Origin of the sequence: Croceibacterium segetis, from assembly GCF_011320115.1 — a bacterium.
Classification (GTDB): Bacteria; Pseudomonadota; Alphaproteobacteria; order Sphingomonadales; family Sphingomonadaceae; genus Croceibacterium_B; species Croceibacterium_B segetis.
The window spans coordinates 92,535-109,585 of sequence record NZ_JAANOZ010000001.1 but is presented as its reverse complement, the minus strand read 5'-3'; the positions used below and the strand labels follow the sequence as shown (position 1 = coordinate 109,585).

The window sequence follows — 17,051 nt, the reverse complement described above, 5'->3', positions numbered from 1 at the left end:
GCTCGCGCTAGTTGCCTGTCGGCCACAGCTGGATACTGAGCCGGCCCTTTACCGCGATGGGCATCCCGTCCGCCGAGTGAGCCGGCGAGAACTTCGCCCGCCTTTCGAGAATAGGGCACAGCACCCCGTCGAGCGCGCGATTGCCGCTCGACTTTTCGACCAGGCAATTGGCTGCCCGGCCCGTTGCGTCGATGTCGAAGGCGACAATCGTCTGGCCGCGGACCGGCATCAGCGGCTCATCGAGCCGGCGCATCGTCCAGCTCTCCAGGTCTCGCTCATTCAGCAAGGTGGCGCCGCCGAAATCTCTCACCGGCTGCCAGGGCGGGCCGGCGGCCAGCCCCGGCGCAGCGCAGGCGATCGCGGCGAGGAGCGAAACAGGCAGTTTCGCCAGAGTAAGTCTCATACGGTGATCGCCTCCCGCAGCCATGAGTCGCAATCCTTGATCGGCTCGATCACCGAATAGCGCCATTGGCCCAGCTTTTGCTACCGCCGCGCAAACCAGATCGTGTGCCGCGGGCCCTTGCCGTTGCTCCTCGCGCGGACGGTGACTTCGTCGACTTCGAAGCCGGCCCTGCGCAGGCGCGCGGCGAACGCCTTGTCCGGGGCGGCGCTCCATACCGCGAGCACGCCGCCCGGCTTGAGCGCGGCCTTGGCGGCGGCGAGGCCGGCAGGGGTGTAGAGGCGGTCGTTGGCGTCGCGCACCAAGCCGTCGGGGCCGTTGTCGACGTCGAGCAGGATCGCGTCGTAAGCCCCGCGCCCGCGAGCGACCAGTTCGGCCACGTCGTCAAGCACGACATGGACGCGCGGATCGTCGAGGCAGCCGGCGGCCAACCCTGCCATCGGCCCGCGTGCCCACTCGATGATCTCGGGCACCAGTTCGGCCACGGTCAGCTTCGCCTGCGGGCCGAGCGCGCTCAGCGCCGCGCGCAGCGTGAAGCCCATGCCGTAGCCGCCGATCAGGAAACGCGCCGCCTCGCGGCCCGGCAGGCGCTCGACGGCCATCGTCGCCAGCGCTTCTTCCGAGCCGCTCATGCGGCTGTTCATCAGCTCGTTGCGGTCGAGGACGATCATGAAATCGCCGCCGCGGCGCATCAGGCGCAGTTCCTCGCCGTCCGGCGCCGTGGCCGTGGCCGTGGCGAGCAGTTCGAGCGGCTCCATCCGCTAGGTGTCGAGCACCAGGCGCGGGCCGGTCGCTCCCGCGGCGCCCATCTTGTCGTCGCGGTTGTACAACTGGCATTTTTGGAGCGACAGGCACCCGCAGCCGATGCATTCGTCGAGCTTGGCGCGGGTGCGGGTGAGCAGCTTGATCTTGTCGTCGATCGCGGCGCGCATCGAATGGCTGATCTTCTGCCAGTCGCGCACGTTCGGCGTGCGCCCTTCGGGCAAGGTGGCGAGCTGCTCCTCGATCTCGGCCAGCGCGAGGCCGAGGCGCTGGGCGATGAGGATGAAGCTCACCCGGCGAATGTCGGAGCGCAGGAAACGCCGCTGGTTGCCGCCCGTGCGGACGGCATGGATCAGTCCCTTGTCCTCGTAAAAGCGGATCGCCGAGACCGCGACACCGGTGCGCGCGGCGAGCGTGCCGATGGGAATGACGTCGTCCTTGGTGATTGCCGGCATTTCCCTCTCCGACCCCATTTTACGCTTGACCTCAAGTTAGCTTGAGGTTGCAGGATAAGCAAGCGATTGATTCGCCCTGCTCCCTGCCGGTCAAGGATGGGTCGGGTTTCTTCAGGGTCCACGAACGAAGGAGCGGTTATGCACAGGGGCACGATAGAACATGCAAATCTGACGGTGAACGACATCGAGCGTTCGTCGCAATTCTTCCAGAAGCTGCTGGGTTGGCGCGAGCGCTGGCGCGGGGAGGCGATGAACGGCGGTGAGACGATCCATGTCGGCGACGACCGCGCTTACCTGGCGCTCTACACCGATCGCCAGCCGCACGGTCGCTACGCCAAGGGCACGCCGCTGAACCACGTCGGCCTGGTGGTCGACGATCTCGACGCGGCGGAGCGGGTGGTGCTCGATGCAGGGCTGGAAACCTTCAATCACGCCGACTACGAACCGGGCCGCAGGTTCTATTTCTTCGACTGGGACGGGATCGAATTCGAGGTGGTCAGCTATGAATGACGGTGAGCTGGCGCGCTATCTCGAGCGGATCGGGCACGCCTGGAACGTGCGGCCGGACCTTGGCACGCTGCGTTCGGTGCACCGCGCGCACGTGACCGCGATCCCGTTCGAGGCTCTCGATGTCCAGCTCGGCGAGGTGCCGAGCCTCGAGCCCGACGCGATCTTCGAGAAACTGGTCGAGCGCCGCCGCGGCGGCTGGTGCTACGAGATGAACGGGCTGCTCGGGGCGGCGCTGCAGGCGATCGGCTTCGATGTCACGCGCCTGTCGTGCGGAGTGATGCGGCAGGACGGCGGCGAGGAACGGATGGGCACCCATCTCGCGCTGATGGTCGACTGCGACGGCCGATGGTTGTGCGACGCCGGCTTCGGCGGCAGCCTGCTCGAGCCCCTTCCGCTCGCGGCAGACGCGCGCGAGCACGCGCCATACACCGTCTCGCTGGAGCAGACCGAGGACGGCTACTGGCGCTTCACCGAACGCGCCGAAACACCCTTCAGCTACGACTTCCGCGCCGAGCCGGCCGACGAGGCGCTGCTCACCGCCAAGCGCGACTGGCAAGCCACGCATCCGATGTCGAATTTCACGCTCAATTCCGTTGCGATGAAGCGGCACCACGACAGCCAGCTGATCCTTCGCGGCCGCGTGCTGACCGAGCGCGGACCCGGCGGCACGACGACGCACACGGTGGCGGACGCCGACGAGTTCGTCGAAACGCTGGCGACGCGCTTCGGGATCGACGAACCGCGCGCCCGAGAGGTCTGGCCGCGGATCCTCGCACGCCACGCCGAGCTGTTCGAAGCTGCGGCCTGAGGCCGCGGGCGGCTGATGAGCGATTGAACAATTCGCCGCCTTCGCGCGACTGTACGGCATGATGGGGATGCAAGCTCCGGCGCGAGGAACGGGAGGCGATGCCGGGCGGCGGTTCGACGAGCTGCTTGTCACTCTCGTCCAGGGCGGCGACCGCGCCGCGGGCGAGCGGCTCGTCCGGCGCTGGCATCCGCGGCTGTTGCGCACCGCACGGCGGCTCGTCGGCGCGGAGATGGCGCCGGGTGTAGTGCAGGAGGCGTGGATTTCGATCCTGCGCGGCATCGGCTCGCTGCGCGATCCGGCGCGCTTCGCGCCGTGGGCCTTCGGCATCCTCCATCGGCGCTGCGCCGACGCCATCCGGCGGGCGCAGGCCCGGCGCTCGATCGCCATGGGCGAAGTCGAGGCCCCGGTACAGCCCGCTCCCGACGAGGCGCTGGCGCTGGTCGGGGCCTTCGCCGCCCTGCCCGCCGAGCAACGGCTCGCCGCGCAACTGTTCTTCGTCGAGGGTCTGACCCTCGCCGAGATCGCCGAGGTTCAGCAGGTGCCGGTGGGCACCGCCAAGTCCCGGCTGTTCCATGCCCGCCGCCGCCTGAAAGCGGCGCTCGAAGGAGAATGACAATGACCGCAATCGACGAACGCATCCGCGACGTACTCGATGCCGACGACAAGGCTTTCCTTGCGCAGCTCGAAACCGATCGCGGCTTCTGGCGCCAGGTCGGCGACAGCCTGACCGGTCCGATGGGCCGTTGGGCCAGACTCGTGGCTTTCATGTCGTTCGTGCTCGGCGCGGCGATGATCGCGGCGATCTGGCAATTGCTGACCGCGACCGGCACGCGCGAACTGATCCTCTGGGCTGTCGCCACGCTTGCGCTGCTGCTGGCTCAGGGATTCACCAAGGACTGGTTCTTCAGCCGGATGAACATGCTCACCATCCTGCGCGAGGTGAAGCGCCTGCAAGTTCAGGTGGCGATGCTGGAAGGCGGCGAACCTAGGGCCTGATCTCGATCGCCGTGCCGTCGGGCACTGCCCGCCACAGCTCCTCGATCTCGGCGTTCGAAACGGAGATGCAACCGTCGGTCCAGTCGCCCTGCATCCGCCCTTGGGCGAGCGCGTTCGGCTGGCCGTGGATGAAGATCTCGCCGCCCGGGCTCCGGCCGCGCGCGGCAGCGTAGGCCCGGTCGGCGGCATTCGGGTAGGAGATGTGCAGGCTCAGGTGATAGGCGCTGCGCGGGTTGCGATAATCCACGGTGTAGCGTCCTTCCGGGGTCCGCTCGTCGCCTTCGAAATGCTTCGGACCGTCCGGCGCATCGCCGAGCTGCAAGCCGGCGTAAGACTTGAGCGGGACGCCGCGGCTGAAGAGCGTCAGCGTCCGGTCGGACTTGTCGACCAGGACGGAGTCGACCTCGGCGGCTCGGTTCGGGACCCGTTCGGCGACCGGCGACGGAGGAAGAGCAAGCTTCGGCGTGCTGCATCCCGCCACCAGAAACAGCAGCGGGTATGCGGCGCGCTTCACCGGACTAGTCGGCGAAGGGATCGCGCACGAGGATCGTGTCGTCGCGCTCGGGGCTGGTCGAGACCGAGGCTACGGGGCATTCGATCAGCTCCTCGATGCGGCGAATGTACTTGATCGCCTGCGCCGGAAGCTCGGCCCAGCTGCGCGCACCGGCGGTGCTCTCGCGCCAGCCGGGCATTTCCTCGTAGACCGGCTCGCACTCGGCCTGCTCGGCGGCGTTGGCGGGCAGGTAATCGAGGGTCTCGCCACGCAGGCGGTAGCCGGTGCAGATCTTCAGGGTGTCAAATCCGTCGAGCACGTCGAGCTTGGTCAGTGCGATGCCGGTGACGCCGCTGATGGCGCAGCTTTGCCGCACCAGCACCGCATCGAACCATCCGCAGCGCCGCTGGCGGCCGGTGACGGTGCCGAACTCGTGGCCGCGCTCGCCGAGGCGCTGGCCGTCGGCGTCGTGGAGCTCGGTCGGGAACGGGCCCGAGCCGACGCGGGTGGTGTAGGCCTTGACGATGCCGAGCACGAAACCCGCCGCGCCGGGGCCGAGGCCGCTGCCGCTCGCCACCGTGCCGCTGACCGTGTTCGAGCTGGTGACGAAGGGGTACGTGCCGTGGTCGACGTCGAGCAGCACGCCCTGCGCGCCTTCGAACAGGATGCGGCTGCCGGCCTTCTTTTCCTCGTTGAGTCGGCGCCAGACCGGCTGGGCGAACTGCTGTACGAACGGGGCGATTTCCCCGAGGTCGGCGAGCAGCCGCGCGCGGTCGACCGGCGGCTCGCCGAACCCGGCGCGCAAGGCGTCGTGGTGCGCGCACAGGCGGTCGAGCTGCGGCTCGAGCTCGTCGAGATGCGCCAGGTCGCACACCCGGATCGCGCGGCGGCCGACCTTGTCCTCGTAAGCCGGGCCGATCCCGCGCCCGGTGGTGCCGATCTTGCCCTTGCCCGCCGCCGCCTCGCGCCAGCCGTCGAGGTCGCGGTGCACGGGCAGGATCAGCGCGCAGTTGTCGGCCACGCCGAAGTTCTCGGGGGTGATCGAAACCCCCTGCCCCTCGAGCCGCTCGATCTCGCTCTTGAGCGCCCAAGGATCGAGAACCACCCCGTTGCCGATCAGCGACAGCGTGCCGGTGACGATCCCGGACGGGAGCAGGCTGAGCTTGTAAGTGGTGTTGCCGACCACCAGCGTGTGCCCGGCGTTGTGCCCGCCCTGGAAGCGCACGACGACGTCGGCGCGGCTGGCAAGCCAGTCGACGATCTTGCCCTTGCCCTCATCGCCCCACTGGGCGCCGATCACGGTGACGTTGGCCAAGCTGGCAGCCTTTCACGGAAGAACCGGCGCGGCCCTAGGCAATGCAGCGGTTGAGGGCAACCGCGCAGGCTACAATCGGCGACAGTTCGCGACTGGACCTTCGAGCCTGGGCCAATATCCTGCGCTCATCGTCGGGAGGCAACATTGCGCAAGACCGTGCTCATTCCGCTGATTCTGGCCGCCGTCGCGAGCGGTTCGATCGCTCCGGCCCGCGAGGCCACCCCACCGGCTACGAACCGAATTGCGGGCAAGCAGACGCTCGCTTACGGCTCCGCGCCCTTGCAGAAGCTCGAATACTGGCGCGGCGCCACGGCGCATTCGCCGCTGGTGGTGTTCGTCCACGGAGGCGGCTGGACCCGCGGCGACATGACGATGATGGACGGTTCGGCCAAGCTGACGCACTGGCACAGCCTCGGCTACGCGGTCGCTTCGCTCGATTATCGACTGGTTCCGCAAGCGAGCGTGGAAGACCAGGCGGCCGATGTGGCCGCGGCCGTCGCCTTCCTGCGCGCCGATGCGCAGGCGCTCGGCTTCGACGTCGGACGGATCGCGCTCGTGGGCCACTCGGCCGGGGCGCACCTGGTCGCGCTGGTCGGGACCGATCCCAAATGGCTCAACGGCGCGGGCCTGAAGATGGACGACGTGCGCGGAGTCGTGCCGCTCGACGGCGCGGCCTACGACGTGCCGCGCCAGCTTCAGATCGGCGCGCCGCTGATGGGCGGCACTTATAAGCAGGCATTCGGCAGCGACCCGAAGCGGCAAGAGGGCCTTTCGCCGACCTTGCAAGCCGCCAAGCCGAACGCTCCCGCCTTCCTCATCCTTCACGTCCAGCGCCCCGATGGAGTGGCTCAAAGCCAGGCGCTCGCCGAGGCGCTGAAGAAGGCCGGGACGCCCGTCGAGATCGAAGGATTTCCCGGGACCGGGCTGCGCGGTCACATGGAGATCAATCGCAAGCTCGGCGAGGCCGACTATCCGGCCACGGCGGTGCTCGACCGCTGGCTGGCCAAGGTGATGCGCTAGAGCTTCACGGCAGCGCCGCCCGCGAGGCGGTGCGAGCAACCGAGCGCCTTGGCATCATCCGTTTCGGACAAGGCCGCAATCGTGCGCCAGCCCTCGGCCCGCAGCTTGCTCGCTGCGGCGCGGTCATGGCCGAGGGGGAGGAACAGCGCCTTTGCGCGCGGCTCCGACGCCCCGACCGCTTCGACCAGTTCCTCCGGATAGAGCGAAAACCCCGTCGCCGGTTCGTCGGTGCCGCCGATGCGGTAAGTCCCGCCGCGCCCCAGCGTGCCGCGCACGCCCTCGGCGTAGATGGTGAAGCCGAACCAGCTCTTGTATTCGAAGCCGTGGCGCTCGCTGGGGTCGAGCGTCAGGCGCGCACGGCCAGCGACGCGCTCGGCGATCTTCCTGAGCCCGTCGATGCGACTGGTCAGCGCACCGCTGGCGTCGATCTGCGCGAGCTTGGCGATCGCCTCCTCGAACGGCCCGGCGGCATAGAGCAGCGGCAGATAGGACGCCCCGCCCGCATCCTTGAGCGCGCCGGCATCCTTGGCGTCGAGCTCGCGGCGCACGGCTGCGACTTGCTCGGCGTCGAGCGGGAATTCCTCGGCCGCAAGCGTGTCGACCAGGTCGGGCAAGGCGAAGTCGACCGAGATGCCGCTGGCGCCGATCGCTTCGAGCGCGGCGATCGCCAGCTCGAGTATCTCGCCGGCCGCTGGCGCGGTGTCGCTGCCAATCAGCTCGGCGCCCAGTTGCAGCGCCTCGCGCCGCGGGTCGAGCTGGTCGCCGGCGATGCGCGCGACCTGGCCGGCGTAGCACAGGCGCAGCGGGCGCGGCCGGCCGGCGAGACTGGTCGCGGCGATGCGGCCGACCTGCACGGTCATGTCCGAGCGCAAGGCCAGCATCCGCAGGCTCTTGGGATCGACGAAGCGGAACATCTGCCGGGTGGCGAAGCCGTGCATTCGCGCGGCCATCGATTTCTCGAACTCGACCAGCGGCGGGCGCACGCGGTCGTAGCCCCAGGCGTCCATCGCCTCGAGCGCGGCGCGCTCGATGCGCGCCGCCGCCGCCGCGCTTTGCGGCAGGCGGTCCTCGAGCCCCTCGGGCAACAGGTCGCGGGTCGGGTCGGTCATGGTGCGACAGGCCCTAGCCGTTCACTCCCCGCTTGCGAAGAGTGAACGGCTCTCGCCATCAGAACGCCAGCGCCTTGACGTTCTTCACGCCTTGCAGCTTGCAGGCCGCGTCGATCAGGTCCTGCGGGATCGGCTGGTCGACGCTGAGCAGCAGCACCGCTTCCCCGCCCGCGTCGCGGCGGCCGAGGTGGAAAGTGCCGATGTTGATCCCGGCCTCGCCGAGCAGCGAGCCGATGCGGCCGATGAAGCCCGGCGCGTCCTCGTTGACGATATAGAGCATGTGCCCGTCGAGATCGGCCTCGATGCCGATGCCGAAGATCTCGACCAGCCGCGGCGCGCCGGCGCCGAACAGCGTCCCGGCGACCGAGCGGTCGCCCTGGCTGGTCGCCACGGTGACGCGCACGAGCGTGTGGTAGACGCCCTCGCGCTCGTTGCGGATCTCGCGCACTTCCATGCCGCGTTCCTTGGCCAGGAACGGCGCGTTGACCATGTTCACGCTCTGCGAATAGTGCTTCATCAGCCCGCTGAGCACCGCCGCGGTGATCGGCTTCTGGTTGAGCTGCGCCGCGGCGCCTTCGACCTCGATGCTGATCTTCGGCAGGCTGCCTCGGGCGAGCTGGCCGACGAGGCTGCCGAGCTTTTCGGCAAGGCCCATGTACGGCTTGAGCTTGGGCGCTTCCTCGGCGCTGAGCGACGGCACGTTGAGCGCGTTGGTGATCCCGCCGGTAACGAGGTAGTCGCCGATCTGCTCGGCCACCTGCAGGGCGACGTTGACCTGCGCTTCGCTGGTCGAGGCGCCGAGGTGCGGGGTGCAGATGAAGTTCTTGGTGCCGAACAGCGGATGGTCCGCCGGCGGCGGCTCGACCGCGAACACGTCGAGCGCGGCGCCGGCGATGTGGCCGGAATCGAGCCCGTCCTTGAGCGCCGCCTCGTCGATCAGCCCGCCGCGGGCGCAGTTGACGATCCGCACGCCCTTCTTGGTCTTCTCGAGCCGCTCGCGGCTGAGGATGTTGCGGGTTTCGTCGGTCAGCGGGGTGTGCAGGGTGATGAAGTCCGCCCGGGTGACGAGCGTTTCGAGATCGACCTTCTCGACGCCGATTTCCACCGCGCGCTCCTCGGTCAGGAAGGGGTCATAGGCGATGACCTTCATCCTGAGGCCGAGCGCCCGAGAAGCGACGATCGAGCCGATATTGCCGGCGCCGATGAGGCCGAGCGTCTTGCCGGTGACTTCGACGCCCATGAAGGCGTTCTTCGGCCACTTGCCTTCCTGGGTCTGTTCGTCGGCTTCCGGGATTTGCCGGGCGAGCGCGAACATCAGCGCGATGGCGTGCTCGGCGGTGGTGATCGAGTTGCCGAACGGGGTGTTCATCACCACCACGCCCTTCGAGCTGGCATAGGGGATATCGACGTTGTCGACGCCGATCCCGGCGCGACCGATGACCTTGAGGTTGGTCGCCGCGTCGAGGATTTCCTTGGTCACCTTGGTGGCCGAGCGGATCGCCAGGCCGTCGTACTGGCCGATCATCGCCTTCAATTCTTCGGGCGTCTTGCCGGTGATCACGTCGACCTCGCAGCCGAGCTCCTTGAGGATGCGCTCGGCGTTGGGGTCCATCTTGTCGGAAATGAGGACTTTGGGCTTGGTCATTTGAAGTACTCCGTCATCCCGGCGAACGCCGGGATCGCTGGCCGCAGTGGCGCGCCAGGTGGAAAGCGGTCCCGGCGCAAGGCCGGGACGACGACAGAATCAGAGCTCGCCGTTCTTGAGGCGCTCGTAGGCCCACTCGATCCACGGCAGCAGGCGCTTGATGTCCTCCTGCTCGACCGAGCCGCCGCACCAGATGCGCAACGACGGCGGCGCATCGCGGTAGCCGTTGAAGTCGTAGCCGATGTCCATCTTCTCGAGCGTGCCGGCGATCTTCTTCGGCACGTTGGCCTGCTCTTCTTCGGAGAGGCTTTCGTACCAGTCGCCCTGGAAGACCACGCACACGCCGGTGTTGGTCCGCTTGGCCGGGTCGGCGACCATGTTGCGGACCCACGGGGTGGCTTCGATCCAGTCGAACACGGTTTGCGCGTTGCGGTTGGCGCGTTCGAACATGGCCTGGCGGCCGCCGATCGACCTGGCCCACTCGAGCGCGACGATGTAGTCTTCGGTGGCGAGCATCGACGGGGTGTTGATCGTCGCGCCTTCGAAGATGGCGCGGTCGAGCTTGCCCTTCTTCTTGATGCGGAACAGCTTGGGCAGCGGCCAGGCCGGATCGTAGCTTTCGATCCGCTCGACCGCCTTGGGGCTGAGGATCAGCATGCCGTGCTGGGCTTCCGAGCCCATGACCTTCTGCCACGAGTAAGTCGTCGCATCGAGCTTGGGCCAATCCATCTCCATCGCGAAGATCGCGCTGGTGGCGTCGTTGATCGTGACGCCTTCACGGCCGGGAGCGAGCCAGTCGGTGTTGGGGATCTTGGCGCCCGAGGTGGTGCCGTTCCAGGTAAAGACGACGTCGTTGTCCTGCGGGATCTCGGTCAGGTCGGGGATCTCGCCGTAGTCGGCATCGAGCGTGGTCAGGTTGGGCAGCTTGAGCTGCTTGACCGCGTCCTGGATCCACACGTTGCCGAAGCTTTCCCAGGCGGCGACGGTGGTCGGGCGGTCGCCCAGCATCGTCCACATCGCGCACTCGAGCGCGCCGGTGTCCGACGCCGGCATGATGCCGACGAGGTAGTCCTCGGGCACGCCGAGCAGCTCTTTGGAGAGGTCGATCGCATACTTCAGCCGGCCCTTGGCATAAGGCGAGCGGTGCGAGCGGCCGAGCGAGCGGGTGTCGATCTTGTCGAGCGACCAGCCGGGCGGCTTGGCGGTGGGACCGGAGGAAAAGAAGGGGCGCTCCGGACGGAGCGTAGGTTCATTAGACATGTAGTCTCTCCTTGCAGAGAGCACGCGCGGCGTTGGGACCGCGTGGCCCGCCGGGCGCCCTATAGAGCGCCGAGCCCAAGTCAAGCGCGGATGCGGTTGCTTCAGAAACCATCCCCGAACGGGCGACAAAGCGGCACCGGCGAAAAACGTGATTGAGGATAAGTCGATATTATGGCGCATTTTCAACTGTTTACCGCGCACAAAAAAGGGTTCCCAGCGGGTTAACCGTAGGCGTATATTTCACCCGGGGTCGTCCAACGATTTGTCTGTATCTGACAAGTCAATTGGGGGGAGAATTTATGGTCAAGTCGATAGCGGGTCTCGCCCGCCTCCTAGCCACCTTGCTTGCCATCGTGGCCGGCTTCGTGGCAATTCCTTCGCTCGACGTTGCGCTGGCGCTGGTCGTCCTCGGCATCATTGCCGGGCTCGGTTATGCCGCCGATCAAGCCGGACGGCTGTTTCTGGTCGTCCTGGTGCTGCCGGCTGTTGGCACAGCGCTAGCCACGATTCCGGCGATCGGCGCGCAGCTCAATGCGGTTGCGCTCAACGTCGCGCTGGCCGCGGCCGGCGTCGCGGCGACGGTGATTGCCATGCGGCTGTTCAACAATTCCAAGGAAGACGTCACGGGATTGTCCGCGATGGGCGGTTCCTCGGGAGCAGCGGCCAAGGCCTGATGCGTTTCCCCCCGCGGGCCGCCGGTCCGCGGGGGTCGCTTTCGAAGATCAGTGACCGTGCCTGAGCTGCGGCGTCAGCCGAGCTTCTTGCGGCGCGCGCCGACTTCGGGCGCGCCTTCGCCTTCGTCGACCACGCCGGGCAACCGCTCGCGAACTATCCGGCTGAAGTCGGCATAGCGCGACAGGCCGCGGCTCCCGTCGAACTCGAGTTCGCGCGGGACCTCCGCGATCTTCGCTTCGAGCCCCGACTGCAGCCAAAGCCTGACCGCCTCCGCGGAGTGATTGGCGCGCAGTTTGGTCATCATGTTGGAGCGATGGATCTCGACCGTGCGCGGGCTGATCGACAGCTCGCGGGCGATCAGCTTGTTCGAGCTGCCCAGCGCCAGCAGCTCGAGCACCTCGCGTTCGCGCTTGCTCAACTGCGCCACCCGCCGGCGCGCTTCGACCAGGTGCTGGCGAGCACTTCGCTGGGCCTCGGCTTCGTCGATCACCCGCGCCAGCGATCTCGCCAGCCGGCCGGCCTCGAGCGGGAGCTGGAGGTAATCGAGCGCGCCGCCCTTGATCGCGGCGACCACGCGCTCGATCGAGGGGCTTTCATCGCAGACGATCAGCGGCATCCAGACGCTGTCCTCGCCGAGTTGCTCGAACAGCTCGGTGAGCGGCAGATCGCTCGTCCGGTCCCGTAGCAGGATGATCCCGCTCGCCGGCGTACGGAGGAGCAGCTCGGCGAGATCCGAATAGACTTCGGCGTGGTGACCCAGGGCGAAGGCCGTGCGGGCCTGTTCGGCGCGCGAGCGGCTGTCGCGGTCGACGATGTGAAGGGCGATGCGTTGTTCCATGCCCATCATGTGGCTCGGGAAGCCCGGAACATGCACGCCGAGGCACCCCGGAAATGAATGTTGATCGGCCACGAAAACCACCGAAAGCGGGGCAAGTCCTTACGCATATTTCCTCCATTCCGGAGGCAACTGCGTATTCTTCCGGTTGCCAAATGTCCTTATCGATTCAACACTTAGGGGTTCTTACCTAACTTTCGATAGGTCCTCAATCGCGCTCGGCCTCGCGGTAGAAGCTGTAGTCGGGCAGCGAATGGAAGGCGTTGCGCAAAGCCTCGCTCCAGCCGGATGAAACCGACTCGAAATAGGCGTCGCTGGCCTCGATTCGCTTTTGATGGGTCGGCGCGAAGGCATCGCGCTCGATCACCATCAGGTCGAGCGGCAGGCCGACCGAGAGATTGGCCTTGAGCGTGGAATCGAAGCTGACCATCAGCAGCTTGACCGCGTCCTCGAAGCTCAGGTTGCGGTCGTAGCCGCGAATCAGGATCGGCCGCCCGTACTTGGTCTCGCCGACCTGGAAGAACGGCGTGTCCCAGCTCGCCTCGATGAAATTGCCTTCCGGGTAGATCAGGAACAGCCGCGGCTCCATGCCCTTGATCTGCCCGGCGAGTATCAACGACGCGGTGAACCGGCCGCGGCCCTGCTCGCCGTTCTCCTCCTGCGTCTCGAGCACGACCTCGCGCAAGACCCGGCCGGTTTCGACGGCCGCCTGGAACATCGTCGGGACCTCGAGCAGCGAGTGGATGCTGCGGTCCTCGGGTGCCTTGGTGCGCTCCTCGAGACGGCTGATCACCGCCTGGGTGGTGGCGAGGTTGCCGGCGGTCATCAGCGCGACGATCCGCTCGCCCGGCACCGTCCAGTGGAACATCTTGCGGAACACCGAGATGTTGTCGACGCCCGAATTGGTCCGCGTGTCGCTCATCAGCACGAGCCCGCGGTCCATGACCATGCCCACGCAATAGGTCATCTACAGCGCGTCCAGCTCTTCGAGGACCGCCCGGATGCACTCCGGCGAATTGGGAAACCCGACGTGGGTACAGCGCACCGCTATCGCCCTGTCGCGTTCGCCCGGGCGGCCGCGCGAAGCGCGCGGGGAGACGATCCCGTCGCGCGGGCTCCAGATCGCCACCGTCTCGACCGGCGGCTTCTCCGCCAGCTCGGCTTCGACCGGCGGCTCGTCGACCGGGTGCCCGGTCACTAGGTGGTAGATGCGCCAGGCGTTGTTGTCGTAGGGCGAGCCGGAGAACGGCGAGCCCATGGTGATGACCTTGGCGACCGCGTCCGGATGGAGCTTGGCCAGCTCGCGCGCGAACACTCCGCCGAGGCTCCAGCCGACCAGCACGACCGGCTGGCCGTACCGTTCGCGCACGGCAAGAATGCGGTCGGAGAGCTTGTCGAACAGTTCGGGCGACACGCCGAGGTTGACGCCCATGCCCCAGCGCTTGGCCTTGTGCCCGGCACGCTCGAGCTGTTTCGCCATGTAGCGCATCCGCCACGGGCTGGTGCCGAAGCCGGGCAGCAGGACGGCCACCCTGCCGGTCTTCGCGCGCGGGATGTCCAGCGGCGGGTGCAGCGCGCGGCGCAGCGGCTCGGCAAGCTCGCCCAGCTCGCTGACCAGGAAACGCAGCGAGGGATTGCGCGCGCCCTCGGGCTGCGGCCGGCGAGCCAGCGCGACCCGGCGGGCAACCTCGCGCCAGCCGGGCTCGGCCGGACCCGGCGCGGCAACTGGGCGGCGATCGAAAGTGGCGTCTTGAGCCATGCGCTCCCGTTCGGCGGCGGTCTTACTCAACCTCACCAACTCCCGAGCCCACGAGACAGTTTCATGCCGTGCAATCGCCGACCCGTTTTGTTTCGACCTGCATCTTCATGTGCATGCCCTTGCCGGGCAAGCCCGGCATCTGCTGATCCGATTCCATCGTCATGGTCGACCCGTCGCTGGCATAGGTCCCGGCGAATTTCGTCGTGCTCGAGCCGCGGCCCTGGAACGTGCAATGCATCGTTCCGCTGACGCTGTTCGCGCTGCTGTTGAAATCGGACATCTTGCAGTCGCCTTGCTGCATGCGGCTGACGAGCTGCTTCGGGCCCTGCGCCGCCTCCTCCGGGGTGAAGCAGTACCGGTGCGGCTTCTCCATTTGCCCGCCCATCATGCCCTTCATCCTATCGAGCTGGCCCGCAGGAACCCCGGCCATGGCGAATTCGAGCACCTTCATCGTGCTTTCGTATTCGCCGGGCTGGAGCTTGATCTGCGCTCCGGCCACTTTCGCGGCGGCATCCGCGGGGCCGACGGCCTTGCCCGAATCGGCCGCCTTCTCGCCGCTCGAGCACGCCGACAAGGCGAGTGCCAGGGCACTAACGCCGATCGTGGTCCTGTTCATGGTTTCCTCCCGCCACCCTGCTGAGATGCGGCAGGTTACCAAGCTAAGGCCGCGTTGGCGAGGCGGCGATTGGGCGCCTCGGGAACGTTGCATGTCCGCGCTTTGTTCTCCATATCTGCGCCATGGCCGAACTCGTTATCCGTCGCGGGCTGGAAGAGCCCGACACCTCCGGCACGTTCAAGCCGCACAAGCCCGCACGGCCGGAAAAGGTCATGGGCGGGCGGCCGTTCGTGCTCGAGTCCGACTACCAGCCGGCCGGCGACCAGCCGACCGCGATCCGCGAGCTGGTCGAGGCCTCGCGGGAGGGCGAGCGCACGCAGGTGCTGCTCGGCGTGACCGGCTCGGGCAAGACCTTCACCATGGCCAAGGTGATCGAGGAGCTGCAGCGCCCGGCGCTGGTCCTCGCGCCCAACAAGATCCTCGCCGCCCAGCTCTACGGCGAGTTCAAGAGCTTCTTCCCGGGCAACGCCGTCGAGTATTTCGTCAGCTACTACGACTACTACCAGCCCGAAGCCTACGTGCCGCGATCGGATACCTACATCGAGAAGGAAAGCTCGGTGAACGAGGCGATCGACCGGATGCGCCACTCGGCCACCCGCTCGCTGCTCGAACGCGACGACGTGATCATCGTCGCCTCGGTTTCGTGCCTCTACGGCATCGGCTCGGTCGAGACCTATTCGGCGATGATCTTCGACCTCAAGAAGGGGCAAACGCAAGACCAGCGCGAGATCATCCGCAAGCTCGTCGCGCTGCAATACAAGCGCAACGACGCCGCCTTCACCCGCGGCACCTTCCGCGTGCGCGGCGACAGCCTGGAGATCTTCCCCAGCCACTACGAGGACATGGCGTGGCGGGTCAGCTTCTTCGGCGACGAGATCGAGGCGATCAGCGAATTCGATCCGCTGACCGGCAGCAAGGGCGCAAGCCTGGACAGCGTGAGGGTTTATGCGAACTCCCACTATGTCACGCCCGGCCCGACGATGAAGCAGGCCACGCAGGCGATCCGGTTCGAGCTCGAGGAGCGACTCAAGGAGCTGCATGCCGAGGGGCGGCTGCTGGAAGCACAGCGGCTCGAACAGCGCACCAACTTCGACCTCGAGATGATCGCCGCCACTGGATCCTGTGCCGGCATCGAGAACTACAGCCGCTTCCTCACCGGCCGCCTGCCGGGCGAGCCGCCGCCGACGCTGTTCGAGTACCTGCCCGACAACGCGCTGCTGTTCGTCGATGAGAGCCACCAGACGGTGCCGCAGATCGGCGCGATGTCGAAGGGCGACCACCGGCGCAAGATCACCCTCGCCGAATACGGCTTCCGCCTGCCGAGCTGCATCGACAACCGCCCGCTGCGCTTCAACGAATGGGACGCGATGCGGCCGCAGACTTTCGCCGTCTCGGCCACGCCGGGCGGCTGGGAGCTCGAGCAATCGGGCGGCGTGTTCGCCGAGCAGGTCATCCGCCCGACCGGGCTGATCGACCCGCCGGTCGAGATCAAGCCGGTCGAGGATCAGGTGCAGGATTGCATCGTCGAATGCCGCAAGACCGCGCAGCTCGGCTACCGCACCCTCGTCACCACGCTGACCAAGCGCATGGCGGAGGACCTGACCGAGTTCATGCACGAGGCGGGCCTGCGCGTGCGCTACATGCACTCCGACGTCGAGACGCTCGAACGCATCGAGCTGATCCGCGACTTGCGGCTCGGCGTCTACGACGTGCTCGTCGGCATCAACCTCCTGCGCGAGGGCCTCGACATCCCCGAGTGCGGGCTCGTGGCGATCCTCGACGCCGACAAGGAAGGCTTCTTGCGCTCCGAGACCAGCCTCATTCAGACCATCGGCCGCGCCGCTCGCAACGTCGACGGGCGGGTGATCCTATACGCCGACCGGATCACCGGCAGCATGGAGCGGGCGATCGCCGAGACCGACCGCCGGCGCGAGAAGCAGCGTCAGTTCAACGAGGCCCACGGGATCACCCCGACGACGATCAAGCGCAACATCCAGGATATCATCGCCGACACCGCCAGCCGCGACGGCGTGCTCGTCGAGATCGACGATCCCGAGCGCAACAACCTCGTCGGCCACAACCTGCGCGCCTACATCGAAGACCTCGAAAAACGCATGCGCGCCGCCGCCGCCGATCTCGAGTTCGAGGAAGCCGGCCGCCTGCGCGACGAGATCCGGCGGTTGGAGGCGGACGAACTGGGGTTGCCAGACACCGAGAAGAAAGGCCAACCGGTCGGCCGCGCCAACGAGGGCAAGCCGGGGACGCGAAAGATGCGCTACGGCAAGACCCAGCGGAAGTGGGGGCGCTAGGCTTCGGGTCTTGCCGGGGCCGCGTTGCCCGGTAAAGGGCGGCGGATGCTCTTTTCGGATCGCGCCCGCCAAGCACTCGCGCTC

Annotated in this window: 19 protein-coding genes; 7 read left to right on the top strand and 12 right to left on the bottom strand. The window is 67.3% G+C overall.

From position 1 onward, the window contains the following. Positions 1-7 precede the first annotated feature (7 nt). The 3 genes from G7B69_RS00545 to soxR all read right to left on the bottom strand — a co-directional run bounded on the left by G7B69_RS00545 (position 8) and on the right by soxR (position 1,617). On the bottom strand, positions 8-403 hold the full coding sequence (locus G7B69_RS00545) for an energy transducer TonB (RefSeq protein WP_166174975.1): 396 nt from the start codon (positions 401-403) through the stop codon (positions 8-10). 80 nt (positions 404-483) lie between these two features. Beyond that, positions 484-1,158 (bottom strand): spermine/spermidine synthase domain-containing protein, encoded by a 675-nt coding sequence (locus tag G7B69_RS00540; RefSeq protein ID WP_166174973.1) that lies wholly within the window; start codon positions 1,156-1,158, stop codon positions 484-486. Positions 1,159-1,161: 3 nt separating this feature from the next. Then, on the bottom strand, positions 1,162-1,617 hold the full coding sequence (gene soxR, locus G7B69_RS00535) for a redox-sensitive transcriptional activator SoxR (RefSeq protein ID WP_423717732.1): 456 nt from the start codon (positions 1,615-1,617) through the stop codon (positions 1,162-1,164). Between the two features lie 138 nt (positions 1,618-1,755). Here soxR and G7B69_RS00530 point away from each other — a divergent pair, with 138 nt between their 5' ends. Genes G7B69_RS00530 through G7B69_RS00515 form a run of 4 tightly spaced genes read left to right on the top strand, consistent with a single transcriptional unit; the run spans position 1,756 to position 3,931 of the window. Continuing rightward, complete coding sequence (locus G7B69_RS00530; RefSeq protein WP_166174971.1) at positions 1,756-2,127, top strand: VOC family protein; 372 nt, start codon at positions 1,756-1,758, stop codon at positions 2,125-2,127. Then, a complete protein-coding gene (locus G7B69_RS00525; RefSeq protein ID WP_166174969.1) occupies positions 2,120-2,935 on the top strand; it encodes an arylamine N-acetyltransferase family protein in 816 nt (271 codons plus the stop codon). The genes G7B69_RS00530 and G7B69_RS00525 overlap by 8 nt, the downstream gene beginning before the upstream one ends. 58 nt (positions 2,936-2,993) lie before the next feature. Next, on the top strand, positions 2,994-3,548 hold the full coding sequence (locus tag G7B69_RS00520; protein ID WP_166174967.1) for an RNA polymerase sigma factor: 555 nt from the start codon (positions 2,994-2,996) through the stop codon (positions 3,546-3,548). Between the two features lie 2 nt (positions 3,549-3,550). Then, a complete protein-coding gene (locus G7B69_RS00515) occupies positions 3,551-3,931 on the top strand; it encodes a DUF6768 family protein (protein ID WP_166174965.1) in 381 nt (126 codons plus the stop codon). Here G7B69_RS00515 and G7B69_RS00510 read toward each other — a convergent pair. Then, positions 3,921-4,445, bottom strand: coding sequence for a L,D-transpeptidase family protein (locus tag G7B69_RS00510; protein WP_166174963.1), 525 nt, complete (start codon positions 4,443-4,445; stop codon positions 3,921-3,923). The genes G7B69_RS00515 and G7B69_RS00510 overlap by 11 nt on opposite strands. Positions 4,446-4,449: 4 nt before the next feature. Continuing rightward, complete coding sequence (locus G7B69_RS00505) at positions 4,450-5,739, bottom strand: adenylosuccinate synthase (RefSeq protein WP_166174961.1); 1,290 nt, start codon at positions 5,737-5,739, stop codon at positions 4,450-4,452. 144 nt (positions 5,740-5,883) lie between these two features. Between G7B69_RS00505 and G7B69_RS00500 the strand changes: the two genes are divergently transcribed. Further along, positions 5,884-6,759, top strand: a complete 876-nt coding sequence (locus G7B69_RS00500) for an alpha/beta hydrolase (protein WP_423717731.1) — start codon at positions 5,884-5,886, stop codon at positions 6,757-6,759. Here the strand turns inward: G7B69_RS00500 and G7B69_RS00495 are convergent. The 3 genes from G7B69_RS00495 to G7B69_RS00485 all read right to left on the bottom strand — a co-directional run bounded on the left by G7B69_RS00495 (position 6,756) and on the right by G7B69_RS00485 (position 10,773). Next, positions 6,756-7,868: an ATP phosphoribosyltransferase regulatory subunit gene (locus G7B69_RS00495; RefSeq protein ID WP_166174959.1), complete on the bottom strand. Its 1,113-nt coding sequence runs from the start codon at positions 7,866-7,868 to the stop codon at positions 6,756-6,758. The two genes, G7B69_RS00500 and G7B69_RS00495, sit on opposite strands and share 4 nt — an antisense overlap. A 58-nt stretch (positions 7,869-7,926) precedes the next feature. Next, entirely contained in the window at positions 7,927-9,513 is a 1,587-nt protein-coding gene (gene serA / locus G7B69_RS00490; RefSeq protein WP_166174957.1) for a phosphoglycerate dehydrogenase, read from the bottom strand. Between the two features lie 99 nt (positions 9,514-9,612). Next, a complete protein-coding gene (locus tag G7B69_RS00485) occupies positions 9,613-10,773 on the bottom strand; it encodes a phosphoserine transaminase (protein ID WP_166174955.1) in 1,161 nt (386 codons plus the stop codon). 299 nt (positions 10,774-11,072) lie between these two features. On the opposite strand from G7B69_RS00485, the gene G7B69_RS00480 reads away from it, so the two are divergent. Beyond that, positions 11,073-11,447, top strand: a complete 375-nt coding sequence (locus G7B69_RS00480; protein WP_166174953.1) for a hypothetical protein — start codon at positions 11,073-11,075, stop codon at positions 11,445-11,447. Positions 11,448-11,521: 74 nt separating this feature from the next. Here G7B69_RS00480 and G7B69_RS00475 read toward each other — a convergent pair whose 3' ends face one another. The 4 genes from G7B69_RS00475 to G7B69_RS00460 all read right to left on the bottom strand — a co-directional run bounded on the left by G7B69_RS00475 (position 11,522) and on the right by G7B69_RS00460 (position 14,658). Further along, complete coding sequence (locus G7B69_RS00475; RefSeq protein ID WP_243414962.1) at positions 11,522-12,358, bottom strand: response regulator transcription factor; 837 nt, start codon at positions 12,356-12,358, stop codon at positions 11,522-11,524. A 133-nt stretch (positions 12,359-12,491) separates the two neighbouring features. After that, complete coding sequence (locus G7B69_RS00470) at positions 12,492-13,250, bottom strand: proteasome-type protease (protein WP_166174951.1); 759 nt, start codon at positions 13,248-13,250, stop codon at positions 12,492-12,494. Next, the gene (locus G7B69_RS00465) at positions 13,251-14,078 is read right to left on the bottom strand and encodes an esterase/lipase family protein (protein ID WP_243414961.1); all 828 of its coding nucleotides are present in this window, start codon (positions 14,076-14,078) and stop codon (positions 13,251-13,253) included. Positions 14,079-14,103: 25 nt separating this feature from the next. Next, complete coding sequence (locus G7B69_RS00460; RefSeq protein ID WP_166174949.1) at positions 14,104-14,658, bottom strand: DUF3617 domain-containing protein; 555 nt, start codon at positions 14,656-14,658, stop codon at positions 14,104-14,106. A 122-nt stretch (positions 14,659-14,780) separates the two neighbouring features. Between G7B69_RS00460 and uvrB the strand changes: the two genes are divergently transcribed. Next, positions 14,781-16,967 (top strand): excinuclease ABC subunit UvrB, encoded by a 2,187-nt coding sequence (gene uvrB / locus G7B69_RS00455; protein ID WP_166174947.1) that lies wholly within the window; start codon positions 14,781-14,783, stop codon positions 16,965-16,967. Positions 16,968-17,051 lie beyond the last annotated feature (84 nt).